19 protein-coding genes are annotated in these 20373 nt (G+C 69.0%); 9 read left to right on the forward strand and 10 right to left on the reverse strand.

Annotation, left to right across the window (positions count from 1 at the left end; all coding sequences use genetic code 11):
• Nucleotides 1-191: 191 nt before the first annotated feature.
• From P2L57_RS18750 to P2L57_RS18785, 8 genes are all read left to right on the forward strand, one after another.
• On the forward strand, nt 192-1349 hold the full coding sequence (locus P2L57_RS18750; RefSeq protein ID WP_372515764.1) for an AAA family ATPase: 1158 nt from the start codon (nt 192-194) through the stop codon (nt 1347-1349).
• Between the two features lie 63 nt (nt 1350-1412).
• On the forward strand, nt 1413-3230 hold the full coding sequence (locus P2L57_RS18755) for a VWA domain-containing protein (protein ID WP_275815938.1): 1818 nt from the start codon (nt 1413-1415) through the stop codon (nt 3228-3230).
• 61 nt (nt 3231-3291) lie between these two features.
• Nucleotides 3292-3471 carry a hypothetical protein gene (locus tag P2L57_RS18760; protein WP_275815940.1) on the forward strand — a complete coding sequence of 60 codons (180 nt, stop codon included), beginning with the start codon at nt 3292-3294 and terminating at the stop codon, nt 3469-3471.
• A gap of 234 nt (nt 3472-3705) precedes the next feature.
• Nucleotides 3706-4455, forward strand: coding sequence for an SPDY domain-containing protein (locus P2L57_RS18765; protein WP_275815942.1), 750 nt, complete (start codon nt 3706-3708; stop codon nt 4453-4455).
• Between the two features lie 98 nt (nt 4456-4553).
• A complete protein-coding gene (locus tag P2L57_RS18770) occupies nt 4554-5261 on the forward strand; it encodes an SPDY domain-containing protein (protein WP_275815944.1) in 708 nt (235 codons plus the stop codon).
• 143 nt (nt 5262-5404) lie between these two features.
• A complete protein-coding gene (locus tag P2L57_RS18775; RefSeq protein WP_275815946.1) occupies nt 5405-5659 on the forward strand; it encodes a hypothetical protein in 255 nt (84 codons plus the stop codon).
• 545 nt (nt 5660-6204) lie between these two features.
• Complete coding sequence (locus P2L57_RS18780; protein ID WP_372515765.1) at nt 6205-6645, forward strand: transposase; 441 nt, start codon at nt 6205-6207, stop codon at nt 6643-6645.
• Nucleotides 6646-6738: 93 nt separating this feature from the next.
• Nucleotides 6739-7650, forward strand: coding sequence for an alpha/beta fold hydrolase (locus tag P2L57_RS18785; RefSeq protein ID WP_275815947.1), 912 nt, complete (start codon nt 6739-6741; stop codon nt 7648-7650).
• A gap of 279 nt (nt 7651-7929) precedes the next feature.
• Here the strand turns inward: P2L57_RS18785 and P2L57_RS18790 are convergent, their stop codons facing one another.
• Nucleotides 7930-8472 carry a GNAT family N-acetyltransferase gene (locus P2L57_RS18790; protein WP_275815949.1) on the reverse strand — a complete coding sequence of 181 codons (543 nt, stop codon included), beginning with the start codon at nt 8470-8472 and terminating at the stop codon, nt 7930-7932.
• A gap of 241 nt (nt 8473-8713) precedes the next feature.
• Between P2L57_RS18790 and P2L57_RS18795 the strand changes: the two genes are divergently transcribed.
• The gene (locus P2L57_RS18795) at nt 8714-9244 is read left to right on the forward strand and encodes a hypothetical protein (protein ID WP_275815951.1); all 531 of its coding nucleotides are present in this window, start codon (nt 8714-8716) and stop codon (nt 9242-9244) included.
• Nucleotides 9245-9740: 496 nt separating this feature from the next.
• Here the strand turns inward: P2L57_RS18795 and P2L57_RS18800 are convergent, their stop codons facing one another.
• The 9 genes from P2L57_RS18800 to P2L57_RS18840 form a co-directional block, all read right to left on the reverse strand.
• A complete protein-coding gene (locus P2L57_RS18800; protein WP_275815953.1) occupies nt 9741-10610 on the reverse strand; it encodes an SCO4651 family lipoprotein in 870 nt (289 codons plus the stop codon).
• Nucleotides 10611-10930: 320 nt separating this feature from the next.
• Nucleotides 10931-11125: a DUF4314 domain-containing protein gene (locus tag P2L57_RS18805; RefSeq protein ID WP_275815955.1), complete on the reverse strand. Its 195-nt coding sequence runs from the start codon at nt 11123-11125 to the stop codon at nt 10931-10933.
• 130 nt (nt 11126-11255) lie between these two features.
• Entirely contained in the window at nt 11256-12038 is a 783-nt protein-coding gene (locus tag P2L57_RS18810; protein ID WP_275815957.1) for a helix-turn-helix domain-containing protein, read from the reverse strand.
• A 165-nt stretch (nt 12039-12203) separates the two neighbouring features.
• Complete coding sequence (locus P2L57_RS18815) at nt 12204-13139, reverse strand: hypothetical protein (protein ID WP_275815959.1); 936 nt, start codon at nt 13137-13139, stop codon at nt 12204-12206.
• Entirely contained in the window at nt 13136-14098 is a 963-nt protein-coding gene (locus tag P2L57_RS18820; protein WP_275815961.1) for a C40 family peptidase, read from the reverse strand. Before P2L57_RS18820 ends, P2L57_RS18815 begins: the two co-directional genes overlap by 4 nt.
• Nucleotides 14098-15117, reverse strand: a complete 1020-nt coding sequence (locus tag P2L57_RS18825; RefSeq protein ID WP_275815963.1) for a replication-relaxation family protein — start codon at nt 15115-15117, stop codon at nt 14098-14100. The genes P2L57_RS18820 and P2L57_RS18825 overlap by 1 nt, the downstream gene beginning before the upstream one ends.
• 40 nt (nt 15118-15157) lie before the next feature.
• The gene (locus P2L57_RS18830) at nt 15158-17560 is read right to left on the reverse strand and encodes a type IV secretory system conjugative DNA transfer family protein (RefSeq protein WP_275815965.1); all 2403 of its coding nucleotides are present in this window, start codon (nt 17558-17560) and stop codon (nt 15158-15160) included.
• Entirely contained in the window at nt 17557-19416 is a 1860-nt protein-coding gene (locus P2L57_RS18835; protein ID WP_275815967.1) for a VirB4 family type IV secretion system protein, read from the reverse strand. The genes P2L57_RS18830 and P2L57_RS18835 overlap by 4 nt, the downstream gene beginning before the upstream one ends.
• A complete protein-coding gene (locus tag P2L57_RS18840; protein ID WP_275815969.1) occupies nt 19398-20369 on the reverse strand; it encodes a PrgI family protein in 972 nt (323 codons plus the stop codon). Before P2L57_RS18840 ends, P2L57_RS18835 begins: the two co-directional genes overlap by 19 nt.
• Nucleotides 20370-20373: the final 4 nt, after the last annotated feature.

Consider the following 20373-nt stretch of genomic DNA (forward strand, 5'->3'; position numbering starts at 1 on the left):
GAGCCCCATGCGCGACGCGTCTGACGACAACGCCCCGGTCATCCCTCGGATCCCTCGGCCCAGATCACCGCTGGAGCCCATGCCCCGACCGCCCAAACCGCCGCAGCGGCCCCGCATCCCGCCGCCCACGCCGCCCGCTGAAAAGTAGCCGATTCCGCCCCTCGCGACGCACACGATCGGAGCCATCTTTTATGACCACGCCGCCCTCACCTGCCCAAGGCACTCCGGCAAGTTCGAAGGCACGCCCGGGAGAACTGCGAGCCCGGATCGCCGCAATGCTCGCCACCGATCCGAGCAGGTCGTTCACCGTGACTGAACTGGCCAACCAGCTTGGGCATTCCGGCGGTGCGGTCGGCAACGCGCTGGAGACCCTCGTCGCCCGGGGGCAGGCCGACCGGATCGGCACCCAGCCCCGCACCTACCGGGCGACCGCCACCACGACCGCCGCTGCGGCACACCGCGCAGCCACCACACCACCCAGTCAAGGCAGCACCACCCCCAACTCAGCCCCGCCGACGACGGCAAAGCCGTACGCGACCCCGCCACCGGGAAGATCAGTACCGATCACACGGCCCAACGGTCAGCGCTACCACCCCAGAGCCTTGGCCAACCTGCCTGACGTGGAGGCACTGCGGCGGCTGCGCGACGCGAACGTCCCCGTCCTGCTCTACGGCCCCCCGGGCACGGGAAAGACCTCGCTGATCGAGGCGGCGTTCGGCGACTTGATCACGGTGGCCGGGGACGGCGACACCACGGTCGGCGACCTGATCGGCGAGTACACCCAAAACGCCAGCGGCGGCTATGAGTTTATCCACGGGCCCTTGGTCACGGCGATGCAAGAAGGCCGGGCCCTACTGCTGGATGACGCCACGTTGATCTCGCCAAAGGTTTTGGCCGCGCTGTATCCGGCGATGGACGGCCGCAGGCAGATCCAGGTCAAGGCCCACAAAGGCGAGACGATCACCGCCGCCGACGGCTTCTACGTGATCGCCGGTCACAACCCGGGCGTCCACGGCGCGATCCTCACCGAAGCCCTCGCCTCCCGGTTCAGCGTGCAGATCCAGGTGGGCTCCGACTACGACCTGGCCGCCGCCTTGAAAATCAACGGCACAGCGGTACGCATCGCCCGCAACATCGCCACCCGCCAACAGACCGGCGAGGTCGGCTGGGCCCCACAACTGCGCGAACTGATCGCCTTCCAAAAGATCGCCGACGTGCTCGGAACCGAGGCCGCCTTCGCCAACCTGGTCGGCATCGCACCGGTAGAGGACCGCGACACGATCGCCGAGATCGTCACCAAAGCCACCGGCAAACCCGTCACCGCCCTCACCCTCGGCCGCCAACTCTGACACCGGCCACACCACACCCCCGGCCACCGGCTGACACCTCAACGAAAGCGACACCGATCTGCCATGCCCGCGTACACCCACATCCACCACGCCCCGCCGCCGGTGAGCGAGACAGAGCTGGCCACCGCCCGCTGGGAGGACGACGGCGGCCCGGCCATCGAACCCCGCTCAACGTCACAGGCCAAGCACTGGCTGCGCATCTCGGCAGCGCTGACCGAGCGACTCCCCGACCTCGCAGGACGCGGCGACGTGATCGTCACCTGCGAGGCAGACGGCACCCTCTCCGGAGCCCCCGCCGCGTTCTTCCCGGACCTGGCCACGATCGAGATCGACACCACCGTCTTCGCCCCGCACCACCCCGCCACCCTCGACCCCAACCGGCCCGGGGACGAGGAACGCTACCCGGCAGCCTGGGGAGCACTCGTGCACGAGGCCGCACACGCCGCCCACAGCACCTGGACCACCCCACCAACTTTGCGCGGGACGGCGGTTGATACGGCGGCGCAGTTGCTGGAGGAGTCCCGGGCCGAACGCGCCCATCTCGCCCGACGCCCCGCAGACCGCCGATTTCTCCGGGCAACCGTCGGCACCCTGGTCATGCCGGACTTCACCGACCAGGCACCGGCCGATGCCTGGCAGGCCGCCTGCGCCGCAGCACTGATCCTCGCCCGCCGCGACGCCGGAATCCTCGATGCGGACGAGACCAAACCCGTCGAGGACACCGTCACCAGCATCCTCGGCGAAGACCTCCTGGCCACCCTCGCCGCCATCTGGCAAGCCGCCCACCACACCGCCGACAACGACGGGACGGCGATGCTGGAACATGCCCGCGCCTGGTGCACCGCACTGGGCGCGGACCCCGACCAGCCCGAAGCCACCCCCACACCCGACAGCGGACAAGTGGGCGTGCTGGCCGGGGCGATCGGCAAGGTCGTTGGAGGCGTGGCTGCGCACGAGGCCGTGCTGGCTGCCGCGCAGGCGGCGATCGCAGCCGCAGCTTCCGCCCGCCGAAAAGCGAAGGCCACCAAGGGGGGGCACGAGCGGCAAGCCGCCCAGATCGCTGCCCGCGTCTTTGCACCCGGCGCGCGACCCTTCACGCCCGGACAGCCACATCCCAGCTCGCGCACCCGCTCGCCGATCACCGGCACCCGCCCCCCAACCCCGGCTGAGAAGGCAGCTGCCGGACAACTGGCCCGTGCGTTGCGGGCCGCCGCCTACCGCGAACGAACCGAGACCGTCACCGCCTCGGCCGCCCCGCCCGGACGCCTGAACATGCGCGGCGCCCTCGCGCGCGACGCGCAAAAGGCGGCAGGCGCCACTCCGACCGCGCTGCCCTGGATCCACACCCAGCGCCGCCCAACCCCCAGCCCACCGCTGCGAGTCGGGATCGCGGTCGATGTCTCCGGATCGATGAAGGCCGCCACCAGCCCGATCGCCTCGGCCGCCTGGATCGTCGCCAAAGCCACGGCGCTCACCGACCCCGACTCACGCGCCGCCACCATCGCCTACGACACCTCACTCACCGCGATCACCGCACCCGGCCGCACCCCGAACCAGGTCACCGAGTTCACCGCAAAGGGCGGCGGCCACAGCCTCGCCGAGGCCACCGACGCCCTGTCGGCTGGGCTAGGCCTGACGGCACCAGGGGCGGGGCGACTGCTGGTGATCGCCTCCGACGGCAAGTACACCGCAGAGCAGGCAGCGAGAGCCACCGACCGCATCCATGCCCTGCGTGACGCCGGATGCGCGGTGCTGTGGCTGGCCTTCGCCCCCGCCCCCCGGCCGCTGCCCGGCACCACCCTGCTCGAACTGGCCGACCCAGCCTGCGCCGCCGCCGCGATCGCCAAGGCCGCGACCACCGCAATCACCACCACCCGCTAACCCCACTCTCCACGAATGAGGAGACCGGCATGCCTGTATCCCCCAAGACCCTCCACGCCATGTGGCGGGCCTGGAAACCGACCAGATCATCCGCGTGACCGCCCGCCATAGCACACCACTCCACGCCTTCGACGGCCATCTCCTCGGGGTGAGTACCGAAGGGCTCCACGTGCTGGCGTACGACGACGGCGAGATGCACTGGGTCGATGCCGAGTGCGTCGAACACGCCGAAGTCCGCTAGCCATCCAACAGGCCCAATCGCAGCCACGGATGGGACGTCGCTGACTTGATGCACGCCGGGCACCGCCTGCACGGCATCACGCTCCCGAGACACCCCGGACCGCGCCGCCGACCACCACCGCCCGCAAAGCCCGGCGACCCGCCGCCCACATACCGCCTCAGCCCGTGGCTGAGGGCGGGCACCGGCCCCGCAATCCACGCCAATCGCCTCCACCCCGACCCAAAGGAGATGTTCATGAACAGCCCACGGCCCGTACGGTCGTTTGAACAGTGGTACGCGTCGCTGCCGAAGGTGACACCGCGCTACCTGGCGGGAAACCACGGCTGTTACGGCACACCAGGCCTGGCCCCACTGGAGGAGGCCGGGTGGCCGCACTTGGCCGACGAGCTCGGCACCAGCCGGTACTTCGCCGCCGACGGACGGCGGTGCGTCACGTTCCGCCCTGACGAACAGCACCTCCTCGAGTGCGCGTTGCACCCCCTGTGGGAGGCATGGGCGCGCCCGGACGGCCTGCGCAGCCCGGCCTGGATCGCGCAGTTCACCACCGACACCCCACCCGAGATCATCGGCGGCTTCACCGCAGCACTCGCCGCCGACCACACCACGCCACAGGGCACACCGCACTACCTGACCAGCCCCGGCGAACACGAGCACGCCCTCCACCCCTTGGCCGCAGCCGGGTGGCAGCCCGCCCACCGCGCAGAGCAGTGGGGCTTCCGCGCCCCAGACCGACAAGCCGAAGCCCACTACCGCCCCGCACACGAACGCCGCCACCCGTTCGAAGAGCTGCGGTGCGGACCGGTATGGATCATCGCCGCCCAGCCGCGCACCAGCCCATTCGCCTTGTGGCGGGCGACCCTCACCTCCGCCACTCCCGCCCACCTGATCGCCGCATTCCTGACCGCACTCGCCGAACCGACAGGGCTGCCCCGCGACCCCGATGACCTCCCCGACACGCTGCGCGACCACCTCACCCTCACCTGACCCGCACAGCGCACCGCTCCCGGCACCGCCACGCAGGCTTGGCACGCCCCCAGACGCACGTCAACTGATTGCCTGTCACCCCCGGAGGAGTTGCACCCATGCACCCGGAACCGCACGCCCGTGCCCGGCATTTGATCGCACCCCGCTACCTCGCGGGCCCCAGCACGTCCGCCACGCAGCACGTGGTGGACACCCTGCACCGGGCCGGATGGACCACCACCCGAAACCGCACTTCCACGCTCTACACCTCGCCCGACAAACTGCGCCACGCCACCTTCCATGCCAAAGGCGCCAGGAGGCTCCTGGGCGGCCCGCTCATCGGGTGGGAGTTCGCCGCCCGAGGAGAACCAGACAAAGCGCTGGTATGGACGGCCGCGTTCACCCCGGCAACCCCACCGGAAATCGTCGCCGACTTCGCCCACGCCCTCGCCAACGACACCTCACACGACACGGGTAGCACCCCGCACTTCCTTCAACGCCCCAGCCAACCAGAGGCCGCCCGCAAGCCGTTGGCAGACGCGGGATGGATCCGCGACGTCGACGACGCCGACACCGCTTGGTACGCCCCCACCGACCAAGCCGTCGTCGTCGGCACCTCAAGGCCCCAACCAGACAGCCGCAACTGGCTCGCAGCAGTGCGGGAGGCCACCAGCTTGGACGTGCTGTGGCTGGCCGTACTCACCCCCACCACCCCCGACTCGCTGATCACAGCCCTCTGTCTCGCGATCACAGACCCCGAACCCGTCACCAGGACCAACACCCCCGCGCCCAACCTCGGCCCCGTCACCATCACCCCGCTGCACTGACGCCTCCTCCAGCACACCGGGCACAGCGTCTGACGCGCCCAACCAACCTCACCGAGCTGAGGCCGCCCCCCGCACCCGCTCCCGCCCCGCCGGGGGCGGCACCGGTCCCACCACCGGCGCTCCGCACTAACGCAAGGAAGACCATGAACGGCAAGGACATCATCGAGTCCCTGGAATCCGGCGACATCGGCCCGAACGAACCCGTGGTGGCCTTCGGCAAGCTCCAATGCCGCAGCTGCCTGTCACAGAGTGACTGGTTCCGCACGGACGACAACACGCCGCACTCCCCGTGGGATGCCAAGCACACGGAACACACCGGCCACAGCCGGTACTACCTCTGGACCGTCACACGGCAGACGGCACAGGTATTCAACCTGGGGAAGCCGAGCCGGAGGTAAGGCGGGGACCGGTGATGCCTGACCCGAAGTTCCCAGCCAATAGCCCGGGCACTCAAAAGCCCACCGCGAGCCCCCAGCTCGCCACCGTCCACGCCTCAACAAACGGCCCGATGCGACAACTGGCCTGGGGGCGCTGCTCCGCAGTGCGACCGATGAGACCCAATAAGGAAGGAAGGCAGGCTCGATGAGCATCAACGATGACGTGGAAGACGAGAACGAGGAAGCCAACGAGGTGGCCGACCCGGTCACTGGCCAGATCCGCGTGTGCGCTTTTCCCTGTCCCACGTGCGTGTTCCACCCGGGAAACCTAATGAACCTACTCCCAGGTCGGCTGTCGAACATGATGCGCGAAACCGCGCGAAGAGCTCATAACGCGATCTTGTGGAGTTCGGCTGGTCGGCCGTGACGTTGGCGGTGTTCCGCCTGTTTGTGGGGGTGTGGGGAACAGGCCGTGGATCGTGGATGACGAGTTGTGGCGCTGATCGAGCCGTTGTTGCCGCCTTGGCTCAGGAGGCGCCCGGCCCTCGGCCGCTGGACGACCGGCTGTGCCTGCAGGGCATCCTGTACGTGCTCTACGGCGACGTCAGCTGGCAACTGCTGCCACGGGAAGGGCACCCGCTCGAGGTCATCACTACGATGTCACCCAGACGCTGGCGCTCGTGGAGGGCATCCCGCCCGTGGCCGGGAAGCCCGGCCGGCCCCGTAGGCGGTCCGACGCCCTCCTCGGAGACAAGGGATATGACAGCAATTCCAACCGCCGCGAGCTCCGCAAGCGACACATCCTGCCGGTGATCTCCCGCAAGGGCGCCCCGAGCATCAAGGGCCTGGGCAAGCTCCGCTACGTCGTCGAGCAGACCTTCTCGTTGCTGCACCACTTCAAATGCCTGGCCGTCGGCTGGGAAAGACGCCTTGACCTGCACGACGCGCTTGTCTCCCTCGCCTGCGGCCTCATCTGCTGGCGACGCCTCCCCAAGCATCGGCCGTGATTTCATCACCGCTTATTATATCAGGGAATTGACGTTAATTCACGTGGAATGGATGGGTGAAAATGGCCGTTTGATTCGCTAGTCTTTGCGGCCATGGTTGAACGCGAAGAATTGATTGTCAGGTCCAATGAACTGCAACTGTGGACTGAGCGGTTCGGTGGCCCGAACGACCCGGCGGTGCTGCTCATCATGGGCACCTCCGCGCAGGGCATCGGATGGCCGGATGAGCTTGTGAAGGCGATCGTGGCCGGTGGACGACAGGTCATCCGCTTCGATCACCGGGACACCGGCCGGTCTACCTGCGTGGATTTCGCGACCACTCCGTACACGCTGGCGGACATCGCATCCGATGTGACGGCAGTGCTTGACGGTCATGGACTCACCGCCGCACACATCGTCGGAGCGTCCCTCGGTGGGGCGGTCGCCCAGTGGCTGGCCGTACATCGCCCTGAGCGCGTGCTGACGCTCACCTCGATCATGTCCGGCCCGATGGGCTGTGACGCGGGACCCGCCTGGGCGCGTGCCATGACCGGCCAAGCCCCCGACCCCGACGATCTGCCGCCGCCTGCGCCCAGCTTCCTGCGGCACCTGGCGCACCGGGCGACGTTGCCCCAGGCCACCCGGGACGAGCATGTCGCTGCGAACCTGGAGACCTGGCGCGTACTGAACGGTGACGTCCTGCCCTTCGACGAGGTTGCCGCTCGCCGTTTCGTCGAAGCCTCCTACGACCGGGCAACTGATCGCGCCGCGGCCCTCAACCACGACCTGGCCGGACGCCGCATGACCGACGACCGACGTGCCCCTCTGTCCTCGATCAAGGCCCCGACACTCGTCATCCATGGCACCGAAGACCCCCTGCGCCCGCTGCCTCACGGCGAGGCTCTCGCCGAGCAGATCCCGCACGCCCGCCTGCAGGTGATTTCCGGCATGGGACATGCGTTCTTCTCCCCGGAACTGCCTCGACAGATCGGTGAAATCATCCTCAAGCACACCGCGTCCGCGTGAACGCATCGAACTCAGCCAAGCCCAATCAGCTACACAACTGAGATCGTGTTACGAGCTCAAAACGAGGGCCGCATGTTTGCCACAAGACCCTGGGCACGGGCGCGGCGGCTATCTGCCGCGGATTTGCCGACGCCGACCGGGGCACAAGCCTTGCCTGCGGTTCGGACGCGCGCTGGGCACTCTCCGCGAGGTCGCACCACCCGGGACACACGCCGCACCGCCCCGGTGACCTGTCTGGATTCCGTCCGATCGGCACCGCAAAGGGACGGAGGCTGAGGGTCAGAGGAGATTCAGGCCCCATGTCTGCAGGGCATAGGGCCGTCCCTTCTCCTCCCCCTTGATCAGCGGCACGTCGATCAGACTGAAGCCCGCCTTGGTGGCCACGGCGACGCTGGCGGCGTTTTCGGCCTCCAGCTCCAGGACCACTTGTTCCACGCCCAACTGCTCGAAGGCATACGCAGCCATCACCCGCACCGCCCGCGCAGCCAGCCCCTGGCCGCGGTGCGCCGGGCCGACCGCGTAGCCGAGCTCTGCGCCCTCGGGGGCACGCCGCAGCATCACCTCGCCGAGCGGTGCGCGGCCGTCAACGGTGATGGCGAGCAGAATGGTTGTGCCCTCCGCCCGCAGCTGCCGGTCCCGGTCTAGTCGTGCTCGCGCGGCCGCTTCGTCGAAGGGTGAGACGATCGGCGTCCAGTACGCGATGTCGGGGTGGTCGAACAAATCCGGCATCGCGGCCAGGTCCGCTTCCGTCCAGTCGCGCAGGACGAGACCTTCCCCCGTGAGCTCGATCCGATCGGGAAAGGGCAACGTGGTGCTGCTCATGGTGAGGGACCTCCCTGGCCTGTTCAGGACAAGGCAGGATAACCGGGGACTCCCACAGCCGGCCGTGGTGGTGACCAACGCAAGACGGGCACGATCACACCTGAGCGCCCGCCACACCACCACGCTCCTGCGGGTCCTGCTCGTGCTGACATCAACGCCCTCTCCACGATGAACCGTATGCTCGACGGCGACCCCGTCTACGTGAAGATCACTCCCTAGTCACCACGCTGGAGCGACAAACATGGAGCCCATCGCGCAGTTCCGGACTGCGGCTCTACCAGATCGTGGCGTCATCCAGATCTACGATGCCGACGCCTACCTCGGAGACAGCAGCGCACTTGACGAGGCCGAGGCGAAGGTGGTCGCTGGCAACGGTTACCACCTCTACATCCTCAGCCTGCAGCCGGCCGTCGAGGTCGAAGTCGTCATCCGTGTCTGGGAAGCTGCCCAGGACCCGATCAAGGAAGCCGAGGGATGCGTCCCGGTGACCTTGGAATCGGAGACCGGCGTGCTCGTCGTCAACCAGTTCACACTGGGACCGGCCGGAACCATGGACCTGCCCAAGCCCGGTGTCTACGACGGACACGTCTCGTGGACCGCGCGGGAGGCCGTAGGCGCCTACTACGGCAGCACCATCGCGCAAGGCGCTGACGAGGAGTGGGGCCCGGACCAATTCGGGGAAGCCTGGCAACGATGCCCAGTCACTGAGCGATACATCCTTGATCTGTGGTTCGTCGGCGAGCCGGAACCCGTTGACGAGGACGACGAGTAGAGGAGGACTAACGGCGCTTCGTAGCGCCGTCCTCCCGTCGATCAGGAACGCGCCCTGCCAGTTGGGACGGTAGGGCGCGTTCTCTCGTTCGGATGCGGTGACGCTGCGACATCGCTGTGAGCAGGCCATAGGCTTTCCTCGTAGCCTCTGCCCTTGCATCACCGACTTGGTGAACCGGTCACCACGGCCGGTATGGGCCGCCGAGGCCTCGAGTCCCGACCGTCTGGCAGTGTCGGTCCAGCCCGCCCCGGGCTGAATCCGGCAGCCACAGGGCCCGCTACAGCTTGCGTACCTGGTTTCCTTCGTCGAGCAGCATCGCGAGTTTCGATCGAACAGCGCGACGACACAACTGAGGTTGCAAAAGGCTCAATGTGGTTTACCGGTTGGCCGCCGGTGTGGCGGGGTACCCGGAGCAGGCGCCGCTCCGGGTTGGGTATTGAGGGCGGTGGGTCGCGGGGCGGGCGGTGTTGAGGACTGCCCGGTTTATCCGCTTGGGTCAGGCCGCGCCGGATGTGTTGCCGCCGGTTACCGAGTGGAGGGTGAAGGTATCCGATTCTGCCGGAGCCGACAGGTCGACCGCGACGCCGTAGTTGGAGTAGTCGGTGGTCGAGGTGATCTTGGCGGTGTTCGTCTGTATCTGCTCCTGTGTCTTCACCGGGAGATTGTCGTTGTTGATCCAGAGGTCGATGTGGTCCTCGGCAGCGCCTTGTGCCGCGACTTCCTTCTGGAGGAACTTCACGTCATCGGGCGTCAGGCCTTGCTTGCTGGCAATTAGCTTGGCCAGGTTCAACGTGCCTGTGTAGTGGGTGGCGGCCGTCCCGCTTACGGTCTCCGGGCCCACTTTGTGCAGATCGCCACTGGCGATCAGCATCCGTACCTCCATGGCTGGGTTGGCCTGCCTGAGCTGGTCGGTCTCGGCCTTGCCGCCGTCACCTTGCGCGGCGAGGAGGGCGAGTGGTTCCTTGACCCAGTGCTTGCCGCCCACCTTGGCTACCTTCTGCGGGGGCACTTGCACGTACATGGCGTCGCTGCGGATCTCAATCCGCAAGGGTGGGACCGGCGTCGGAGCGGAAGACTTCACCGAGAACGTGACGTTGCCCTGCAGACCGTTGGTCCAGTCGTTGTCGCCCGCGATGCGCATCTCGTGCAAGGTGCCGACGGTGACGGTACGGTCTATTTCGGCCGAGTGCACCTTGGCCGTGGCGTCCTCAACCTTGAGCAGGTAGGCCATGGGTGAGACGGCGACCGGTGACGGTGACGAGGGTGCGTGCTTGCCCGTCGCTGAGACGGGTTTGCTGCCGCAGGCGGAGACCGTGCCCAAAGCCGCCGTGGCGGCCGCGACCGCCAGAACCTTACGGAATCGCATGCCACGCATGGTGCGCCCCCCATTTTCTGTTGTACGAGTAGTTGGATGTTCAAATGGTGGGGGCACAGTAGCGCATCGTGGAACTGGCCGGTCAGCGCCTCTGCTCGGCTTTGCTCGGTCGTCTCCTTGCGGACGAGAGCACCTTTCTTCGGGGTCGGCGCCGACTCCTACCGGACACACCGCAGCGCGTGAACCGATCCACCCAACCGGTCAAAGATCAATGGCAATCGGCCAAGGTTCCCTATGCCCAGGACATCCGTCCGCTCCCTGCGGTGCCGGGGTATCGAGCATTCCCCGGCTCGGGGGTGTCACAGGGTGTGTTACAGCTTGTGTACCTGGTCTCCTTCGTCGAGCAGCATCGCGAGTGTCGATCCCGAGTCCCAGTTGATGTTCAAGCGTGTGCCCAGCCGTTCGTCCGGCTGATATGCCGTCACAGTGCCTTGTTCACCGGGGCGTAGGTGGGTGTACGGATCGGTGGTGTGGACCAGGACAATCCGGTCTCCGGGCTGGTACATCGTGCGCCTCCTCACCGTCGCAGCCGCAAGGGGGCGGGGGGACCGTCCGCCTTTCGCGGTGGTTGTTGTAGTCATCGGTCGGGGTGGCGGACGTCTTGCGGCCTGCCACCCCGGCGGGTGTGTGGGATGGCTACTGTTCGATGCTTGTGCGTAGTTGGTACCGGCGCGGGTGGTCGTTGACCTGCCGGGCTTGTCCGTGCTTTTCGAGGGTGACGAGGGCGTTGGCGATGGCCCCGGAGCTCTTGCCGATGACGCGGCTGAGGGCGGTGGCGGTGAACTCCCCATCGGGGTGGGCCTGTAGGTGGTCCAGCACCATCTGGCGCAGCCCGCCGGGTGCGAGCCGCTGCTTGCTACCGCCGGTCACCACAGTCAGTTTCGGCGCTGCGGACTCCTCCCGGGCGGCCGAGGCGGATTCCGCCGTCTCACAAGGGGCATCTTCCGCAGTCGCGCTATCGATCTGAGCAGGCTCGGTGCTCTCCTTGGACCGGATGCTGGTCTCGGTCTCGGCGGGGGCTTCGTGCGCGCTGTCCTCGTCCGGGGCTGGGCTGGTGGGTGTGTCGGGTGCTGCCGTCGGGAGTTCCTGGCTGTCGTGTGGATCCGAGGTCTGAGCTTCGGGGGTGTTGGTGTGGAGCGGTGCGGGGTGGGTGGGGTACCAGTGGCTTGCGACGCGGCGGTTGCCGTCGGGTGTGCCGGGATCGCGGCGGACGCGGCCGTCCTTTTCCAGACGGGCGAGGGCTTTGGCAGCGGTGGAGCGTCCGATTCCGGTGGCTTCGGCGAGGGCGGCGGCGGTGGTTCCGGGCTGCTGGGTGAGGGCGTCCCACACGGTGGTGTGGGTGCCGGTGAGCGCTGTGGTGTCGGGTGCGGGCTTTTCGGCGGTGGGCTGTTGGTCGGTTTGGCCGGGCTGGGTGGTCATGGTGGGACCTCCACGAAGATCGGGGTGGCTGTGGTGGGGTCCCCGGCCGGGGTGCGGCGTGGTGCCGCTGGGTGCCGTCGGGTGCGTGCGCATCGCGGTGGTCCGGTCGGCGACGACCATGGAGCCGTGGATGCGCCGACAAGTCAAGCGGTCCAATGTGCCTGGTCAGGAGCGCGTTTGAGGAGCGCTCCCGTGGGTGCTCCTGGCGCCCGGGAGCGGTCCGGGGAGCGGGTGGTGAGTGGCGGTGGCGGTGCGGGTTTCGAGTTGGGTGCGCAGGGACTTGGCGCGGGGGTGCCCGATGCGTAGGGCCCGCTTGAGTTGGCGGATGCTCATCGGTCGTCCGGTGCGGGAGCGGTGTTCGGCGTCGAGCCGCAGTGCGCGGGCGAACACGCCGCCGTGTGCGGGATCACCACGATGGGTCGGGGAGGGCTGGCCGGGTAGGGCGGTTCCGGCCGGTTGTGGGCCGCGGCCGGCCGTACACGGCCCAACGTGCACCGGGTGCAGGGCAGTTGTGCCCGGGTGCGGGTGCGGGTGCGGGTGCGGGTGCGGGAGCGGGGGCGGCCCTGGCGGGATGGTGTCCGGGGTGGCCGTAGGGGAGACGGTGCTCGGGGGGAGCGGTGCGGGGGCGGGGTGCTCCTGCGGGTGGTCGTGCGGGGGCAGGGGAGGGGTGGTGATGCGGTGGCGGTAGGCGGCGACGGTCTCGGTGAGCAGGATCAGGAGCACCGGTGGCACCGTGTGCAGGAGCACTCCTGTGGGATCGGCGTGGCGTGGCCAGCCGATACGGTCGTCGGGCCAGATCGAGGTCCAGGTGTTCATCACCGTGGCGGTGCATCCGGTGAACCAGCGCAGGGCTGCGGACCAGCCCGGTGGTGGCACGCCCCAGGAGGCGAGGCGGGCGTCGGCGAGGAGCACCGTGGCCAGCGCCAGGACGACCATGGGGTCCAGGAGCGCCGCGGTCAGAGGGGGGATCTTGTGGGTGGTGGCGAAACCGGTGACGTTGACCGCGGTGAAGACGGCCGCCAAAACAGCGACGCTGGCCAACGCCCTGGTCAGCGCTCGCAGGAGCGCCTCGGCCTCTTGCCGACTCGGGCGGCTGTTCACGGGCGGGCCGATACTCGTACCGCGCCGAGGTATTGGTCCCCGGCGTAGCGGATGGGCTCCTCGCGGATGACTTCATGCGGGCGTGGGGCGTCGATCATGCGTCCTGCGCCTACGTAGAGCCCGACGTGGTGTACGTGGGTCGGTGTGCCGTAGAAGACGAGATCCCCGGGCCGCAGCGGTGTGCGGTCGGGGACGTGGGGTCCGGCGTTGTACTGGTCTTGGGCGACGCGCTGTAGGCGGATGCCGGCGGCGGCGTAGGCGGCTTGGGTCAGGCCCGAGCAATCGAAGCCGACGCTATCGTGAGTAGGGCCTTCTCCGCCCCAGATGTAGGGGCGGCCGAGCTGGGCGCGGGCGTACGCGATCGCGATGGCAGCTTGTGGAGTTGGGGCGTGGAACGCGCCGTCGGGGTTGGTGGGTTGGTCGCTGACCGCGTAGGTGGCGGCGGTGTGCAGCACGTCGTTGACGTAGGCGGTGTCGTGGTTGTAGGCGAAGATCGCGCCGCGTAGGTTGCGGCCATCTCGGGCCCCGTTGGTGCATAGCAGGCGGGCTGCTGCGTAGACGGCGTCGACTGGATCCCACGGGGTGGGCGGTGTCTTCCCGCCGGGCGGGACTGGGGTGGCGTAGGTGGCGAAGGTGCTGGGGAGGAATTGCATGGGGCCGACGGCTCCGGCGGTGGAGATCATGTGCGGGTTGCGGGCGTGGTCGGTCTCTGTCTTGCCGATCGCTGCGAGTACGGTCCACGGCAGGCCGGGGCAGGTAGCGGCGGCCTGCTGGTAGAGGGTCAGCATTCGGGCGGGGATGTCGGCGAGCGCTGCCCGGGTGGGCAGCAGCGTGGCACCGGTGGCTGTGATGCCGGAGGTGGTGCTGCCCGCGATGCCAGCGATCCCGACGACGGCGATGACCGCGAGGAACAGCAGCCCGGCGGTGGTGCCGACCGCTGCCTTGACGGCTGTCCCCATCAGCGGACACCGCCGTCGGGCGGTAGCGGAGTGATGGGCCGCCACGGCCGTGTGTCTGCCTCGCCCGGGGACAGGGCTGGGTCTTGCGTGGTCAACGCCGGGGTGAGGCCTGGCCAGTGGGCGGCGAGGGCGGCCAGCGGGAGCCTGCCGCCCGCCGTGTCACCCAGCGGCAGCCAGACGGGTCCGGCCAGCCCAGCAGGGGACATGAGGTCGGCGCTGGTGGTGGCGACGGGCAGCTGCGCCTGGTGGGCGGTGTCGGTGAGCCGGGTGCGCAGGGCTGCTTCCCGGCGGGTGGTGCTGGTGTGGATCAACAGGGCGGTGCGGGTGCCGGTGGTGGCGGCGAGGCTGGCGTAGCCGGGGAGTTTGGCCTCGAGCCGGGCGAGGGGGCGTTCGGTGCCGGTGTCGTATTCGAAGAAGAATGGCACCATGGTCGGGCCGCTTTGCCAGTGTGCGTAGGCATCGGGGCGGATCCAGTCACCCCACAGTCGTTTCGCCGAGCGGGGGGAGAGCCACAGCGCCAGGTGCTCGTTGCTGCGTTGGCGGTGGGTGGCGGCGAGGGTGACGAGGTGGGTGTTGACGTCGAGGTCGTGGTCGAGGGTGGGGGAGAAGGCGGTGCGGGCGCACAGGTCCTTGCGCCAGCCGATCGAGGCCAGGTCGGTGCCGCGGGTGGCGGCCAGTACTTCGGCTCCGGTGCGGCCGAGGGTGTAGTGCTCGGGGGCGGAGCCGGTCTGCAAAAGGGGCCGGAAGGAGTCCACGACGCCGAGGAAGTACAGGTCGCGTAGGCGGCGGTTGGCGCAGCGGTGGCTGGTGAACGCCAACGCGCTGATGTGGTGGGAGGTGAGGACTCGGTGCTCGTGGAGCATGGCGGTCAGCCAGAGGTCGCGTGGGGTGAGTCGGGCGGCGAGGGTGGCCAGGTCGGTGCGGGCCCGGAGTGGGTGGTTGGGGCGGCGGCGACTGGTGGCGGCACGCGGCACGTATGCCGAGCGAGAGTGAGTGGCGAAGCGGTGGGCAGCGGGCATGGCAAAACCCCTGTTTTCGGTGGGCAGTGCGACGGGGTGGCTACAGCGGTAGGTAGGGGGAGCGGGAGGTGGTGGCGCCGACGCGGGCTGCGGCTGCTGCCCGCAAGTGCGCTGAGCGGCCGGGCACTGGCGGTGGCAGGGGGCGGGTGGTGAGGGTGAAGGCGGCGGTCTCCGAGCCGTCTGCGAGCAGGTGGGCGGCAGCCTGGTAGGGGCCGAGGTGGGCGAGGTCGTGGGCGGCCATGGTGGGCAGGGTGTGGCGTTCGAGGGCGTGGGCGTCTTCGGGGGAGGCATTGAAGAAGACCTTGTTACGAGCGTTGGCGGAGATGCCCTCGCGTAGGTCACGGGGGAGTTGGGCGAGGTGCTGGTGGGCCAGGGTGAGGGAGAGCCGGTGTCCGCGGGCCTCGGCCAGCATGTCCTCCAACGGGTAGGGGATCGTGAGGAAGTTGTGGCATTCGTCCAGGAACAAAGCCGCGTCGATGCGGGTGTGTTCGGGGGTGCGGGCGCGGGCTGCTGCGGCCTGCCACGTCTTCGCCACCACGAAGGAGCCCAGCAGACGGGCGGTCTCCTCACCGAGCGCGCCCTTGGGCAGGCGGGCCAGCAGAATGCCGCCGTCGAGGACATCGTCGAGGTGGAAGGTCGACTTGCCGCCGGCGATAGCGCGGCGGGGGTAGGAGCGTAGGAGGAAAGCACGGAGCTTGTTCATCACCGGGCCGACCACCGCTGCCCGTGACGGCTCGGACAAGCTCTCGTACCAGGCCCAAAAGCCGCGCAGGACGGGGTCTTTGATGCCGGGCAGGATCCGCAGCCGGTAGGCGGACTCGCCCAGCAGCCGGGGGATGTCGGCGAGCGTGACGATCTGATGGCTCTTGCGGGCGTGCAGCAGCAGCGTCAGGCAGGCGGCGCGCATCACGTCGTCGGTGCGCGGGCCCCAGAACGCGGAGAAGATGCGGCGGAAGATGCCGGTGATGTTGTCGACGACGACGTCGATGTCCTCGCCTTCCAGCACGTTCAGGCACGGCGGGGCATGGGGGTCGTCGGGATCGAGGAGCACCAGCCGGTCCGCGCACTGCTCGGGTAGCCGCTGCAGCAGGTCGGTGACGAGGTCGCCCTTGGGGTCGACGACGATCGCCCCGCGGCCCGCTGCGACATCGTCGAGGACCATGTTGGCGATCAGCGTGGACTTGCCCGACCCGGTCGCGCCCATAACGTGCAGGTGGTGTCGGGCGTCGGCGACCTTCAGGCCGACGCCGCGGCGTCGGCCGGTATCGGTCTGCCCGAGCGGCTTGACCCCGGCGCCGGGTGTCGGGATGGCCGGTGGCGGGAGTACGGAGCGGGCTCCGGCCCGTGCGAGGCCGGGGGCGTCGGCGTCGACGGGCAGGTGAGCCAAGGCTGCCAGTTCCGGTACGGACAGCAGATTCCCGCGACGCGGAAACCACCGGCCCGACACCACCTCATCCGCCTGGAAGAGCCGGGCTCGGGCCAACCAGTTGCGGGCCGCGAACAACGAGAACGCCGAAGCGAGGGCGTGCGCCCGGCCGCGGAGCCGGGCCTGCGGGTTGCCGGTGTCGGGGCAGAGAGTGACCGCGTAGCGGATGTCGACTTCCCATTGTGGGCCGGTGAGTTTGGTGACGGTCTGCCGAACTTCGGCGCCGTGGGATGGGTCCAGCGAGGTGACATGGGTGCGCTGCGGGGCGTGGGTGATCAGGTCGAAGATCGCGCTGAGCCGCCGTGGATTCGCGCCCGCCTTCAACCGCCGTGCCGCGCGGCGGGCGCGGCGCAGGCGGGCTCCGGTGGCGGGACGGGCGAGGATCTGTACCACCGCGGCTTCGCCCGTGTCCATGCCGGTGGCGGCCTGCAGCAGGGCGCGCAGCGGGTCGGTGTCGTGATCGGTGCGCAGTGGCAGCACCTCGGGCCGGGCCAACCGCAACCTGCCCGCCGTGCTGATATGCCCACGGGGGATCGGCGGTGGTGGTTCGGTCAGGCGGGTGTGGGCGCCGGGCCAGGCGGCCTCAACCGCTCGGCGTGCCAGCGCGGTCGGCACGGCCTGGGGCAGCCACAGGCGCACGGTGAGCCCGTCGCTGTTCCAGGCGTACTCGAACGCCAGGTGCGGTTGGCCGCTGGTCATGCGCCGCCACCAGGGGCGTAGCAGCCCTGCGAGTTGGCTCCACAGCACCTGGCCGCCGTGTTCGGCGACCTTGGGTGGGGCGAGGATCGTGATACAGCGCGCCGAGTCGGCCAGGGCGGTGTTACGCCTTCGGTGCCATCCGGCGCGCCCCACGGGGATGGCGGTGGCGATGAGGAGCACGCCGGGGGTCAGCCACGGCCAGGCGGTGGCGGCGAAGCCGGTGATGGTGTGGGCGAGCTCGGTCCACACCGCTTCGGGGTCGGTGAGGTAGCGGCCCAAAAGCCCGCCAACCGGGGTGGGCGCCATCGGGCCGGTCACCGGACGTCCTGCAGGGCGGGTGTGGGGGTGTCGTCGTACGGGTCGAGGGCATCGACATCGGGGCTAGTGGTGCTGGTTTCGCAGGTGGCGGCGAGTTCGGCCGGGTCAGTGGTGACGACCTGATGCTCCGACGGAGAGGCAACTGCATAGAACGCTGCTTTATGGCGCCCGGCGAGCAGCAGCGCGGAACCTCGTTCGGCCGTGAGCAAGAACTCTTGTTCACCACGGGATAGATGAAAGGCGGAGGCGACCTGGTCGATGGCCTGTGGGGCTTGCCGCAGCAGGATCTGTGTGGCGGCGTTCGCCACGATTGCCCGCCCGAGCTCGCTGGACAGGACGTCGTCAGCGTCTTGGGTGACCACCGCGAGCCCAGCCCAGTACTTGCGGGCGGCCTTGGCCATCCGGAACAAGAACCTTGCCCCGTCGCCGTGGCGCATCAACAACCACGCCTCATCCACCACGACCAGACGCCTGCGCCGCTGCTTAGCGTCAGCGACCTGCCGCCAGATCGCATCCAACGCCAACAGCATGGCGGCGGTAACCACTTCGGCTGGCAGCTGGCGTAGGGAGAAGACGACCAGATGGCCGCGCGGCGGCGTGGTCGTGGGGCCGTCGAAGAGACCGGCGTGGCTGCCGGTGATATACGGGGCCAGGCGGTCGGCCAGCCCGATCCCCTGCGCGCCGTGCTCGCGCAGCACCACGGCGAGGTCACCCAGCAGTGGTGCCGGGCGGTTCCAGGTGCGTGGATCGCCGGTGATCCCGGCGCGTTCGTAGGTGGTCAGGATCGCGGCATCCAGCACGGCTCTCTCGCTCGAGGCCAGCTCGGCGCCCAGCAGGACGGTCAGGAAGGTGTGCAGGAACAGCGCGCGCCGGGTCAGCACATCGCGGCTGTTGTGGGCGCCTTCGGGCAGGTCGAAGGGGTTCAGCCGCACCCCGGGTGCGCCGAGCCGGATCACGGTGCCGCCGACCTGCTCGGCGAGGCGGAGGTATTCGTCTTCCGGGTCGATGACGAGGGCTTCGGTGCCGGTGAACAGCTGTCGCAGCAGCTCGAGTTTGGTCAGGTAGGACTTGCCCGCCCCCGAGCGGGCCAGGGTGATGGAGTTGTAGTTGTCCTGGGCGAACCGGTCCCACAACAGCAACGAGGAGCTGGCCGCATTGACGCCGTACAACACCGGCGAGTCGGAGGGGGTTTGGTCGGCGGCGGGCAGGTCGGGGGAGGTGAAGGGGAAGCAGGCGGCGAGTGCTGCGGTGTCGAAGGTGCGGCGTACTTTGAGGGTGTCGATGCCGAAGGGGAGGGTGGCGATCCATCCGGGCAGGGCTCGGAAGGTGGCCGGTGCGGTGGTGATGAGCAGGGATTCAGCGATCGCCCGGACCGAGGCGACCTGCTCGGCGAGGCTTTCCTCATCGCCAGCGTGGATGGTCAGGTACAGGCCGACGTGGAAGAGTTTTCCTTCGCCGCGGGCGATTCGGTAGGCGAGTTCGGCGGCATCGGCGGCTGCGGCTTCGGTGTCGGGGTCATCCAGCTTGCCCTTGTCGAATCCGGTGCGTCGTCCGGACTCCAGCCGGGCTCGCTGCTTACGCAAGGATGCGGCGGCTACGGTGGTGGGGATCGGTTCGATGTGCAGCGCCACGTCCAGACGGCCGGGGTAGGTCAACAACGGTTGCAGCCAGCCGGGGTGGACCTCGGCCGGGTAGCCGGTGACGACCAGCGTCGCCGCGAGATGACCGCCAACCTGCAGATACCGGGCCCGCACTTCCACGGCCTCTGGCCCCAGCCCGGCGAGCAACTCACGGCCCGAGACAACAGGTTGCTCTGCGCGCTCGCGGTGCCGCTTGATCAGCGCATGGATGGCCATACCCTTCCTTCTCCTTGTGCCTGGCCGGCTGTGATGTGCTCAGTGGTCTCGGGGGAGGTGGCCTCGGTGATGGCTGCCGCGGTCTGACCCGGGTCCAGGGCGGTCGTGGTGATCTCAGCGGCGGCCAGCGCCCGGGTGGCCTCCGTGATGCGGTGTCTGACCCGGGCCGCAGCGGCGCTGGCGCGGCTGGTTGCGGGGTCGGGCTCGCGCACGACCAGCAGGGCTTGGCGGGTCAGCAGATCGCTGTGGGCCGCGAGGTCGTGCAAGAAGGTGGCGTGGGCGAGCGCCGCGTGCTCCAGAGCAGGGTGCGGCAAGGCCGGCGCGGTCTGAGCGAGCTGGTCGACCAGGGGATGGATGTTCAGCCGATGGGCGCGGATGAGGATCTGCGCTGGTCCGGTCAGGGAGTTCAGCCACCGCGCGAACGCGCCGGTCAGGGCCTGCTGCTCGGCTCCGGTTCGCAGGTCGAAGTTGACGGTCGAACAGGACGCCACCGCCGCGTACCCGTCCCGGCCCAGATCCACCACACCTGAGTCGAGGACCTGCTGGCACGGCATCCGCAACACCGCAGGCGTCGGCCCCACCCGGGCCGCAAGCTCTTGCGGCACGACGTCGGGAAGGCCAGGGACGCCCTCAGGAGCGTGGAGGCGCCGCTTAGGGGAGCGCCGATACGCGAGCGCGGCTAGGGCGAAGCGGTCCATGCCGATCCCGTCGCGGCGCCCGAGCGACACGGCGGTCATCACCGCGGCGATCGGTGCCACCAACGCCACGTAGACGAGCGGGGCAAGAAACGGACGGGTGGCCACGTAGCCGAGCCACAAGGCTCCTGCGGTACCGGTAAGGATCGCGGACTGACGTGCGGTCAGGGGGCCGAGGATGCGGTCAGGGCATCCGATGTCAGCGGGAATCCGGGTGGAGTACGAAACCTCATCGTTCTCGGTACGGTCGCGCGTCATGTAT

This window comes from Streptantibioticus ferralitis, assembly GCF_029223525.1.
GTDB lineage: Bacteria > Actinomycetota > Actinomycetes > Streptomycetales > Streptomycetaceae > Streptantibioticus_A > Streptantibioticus_A ferralitis.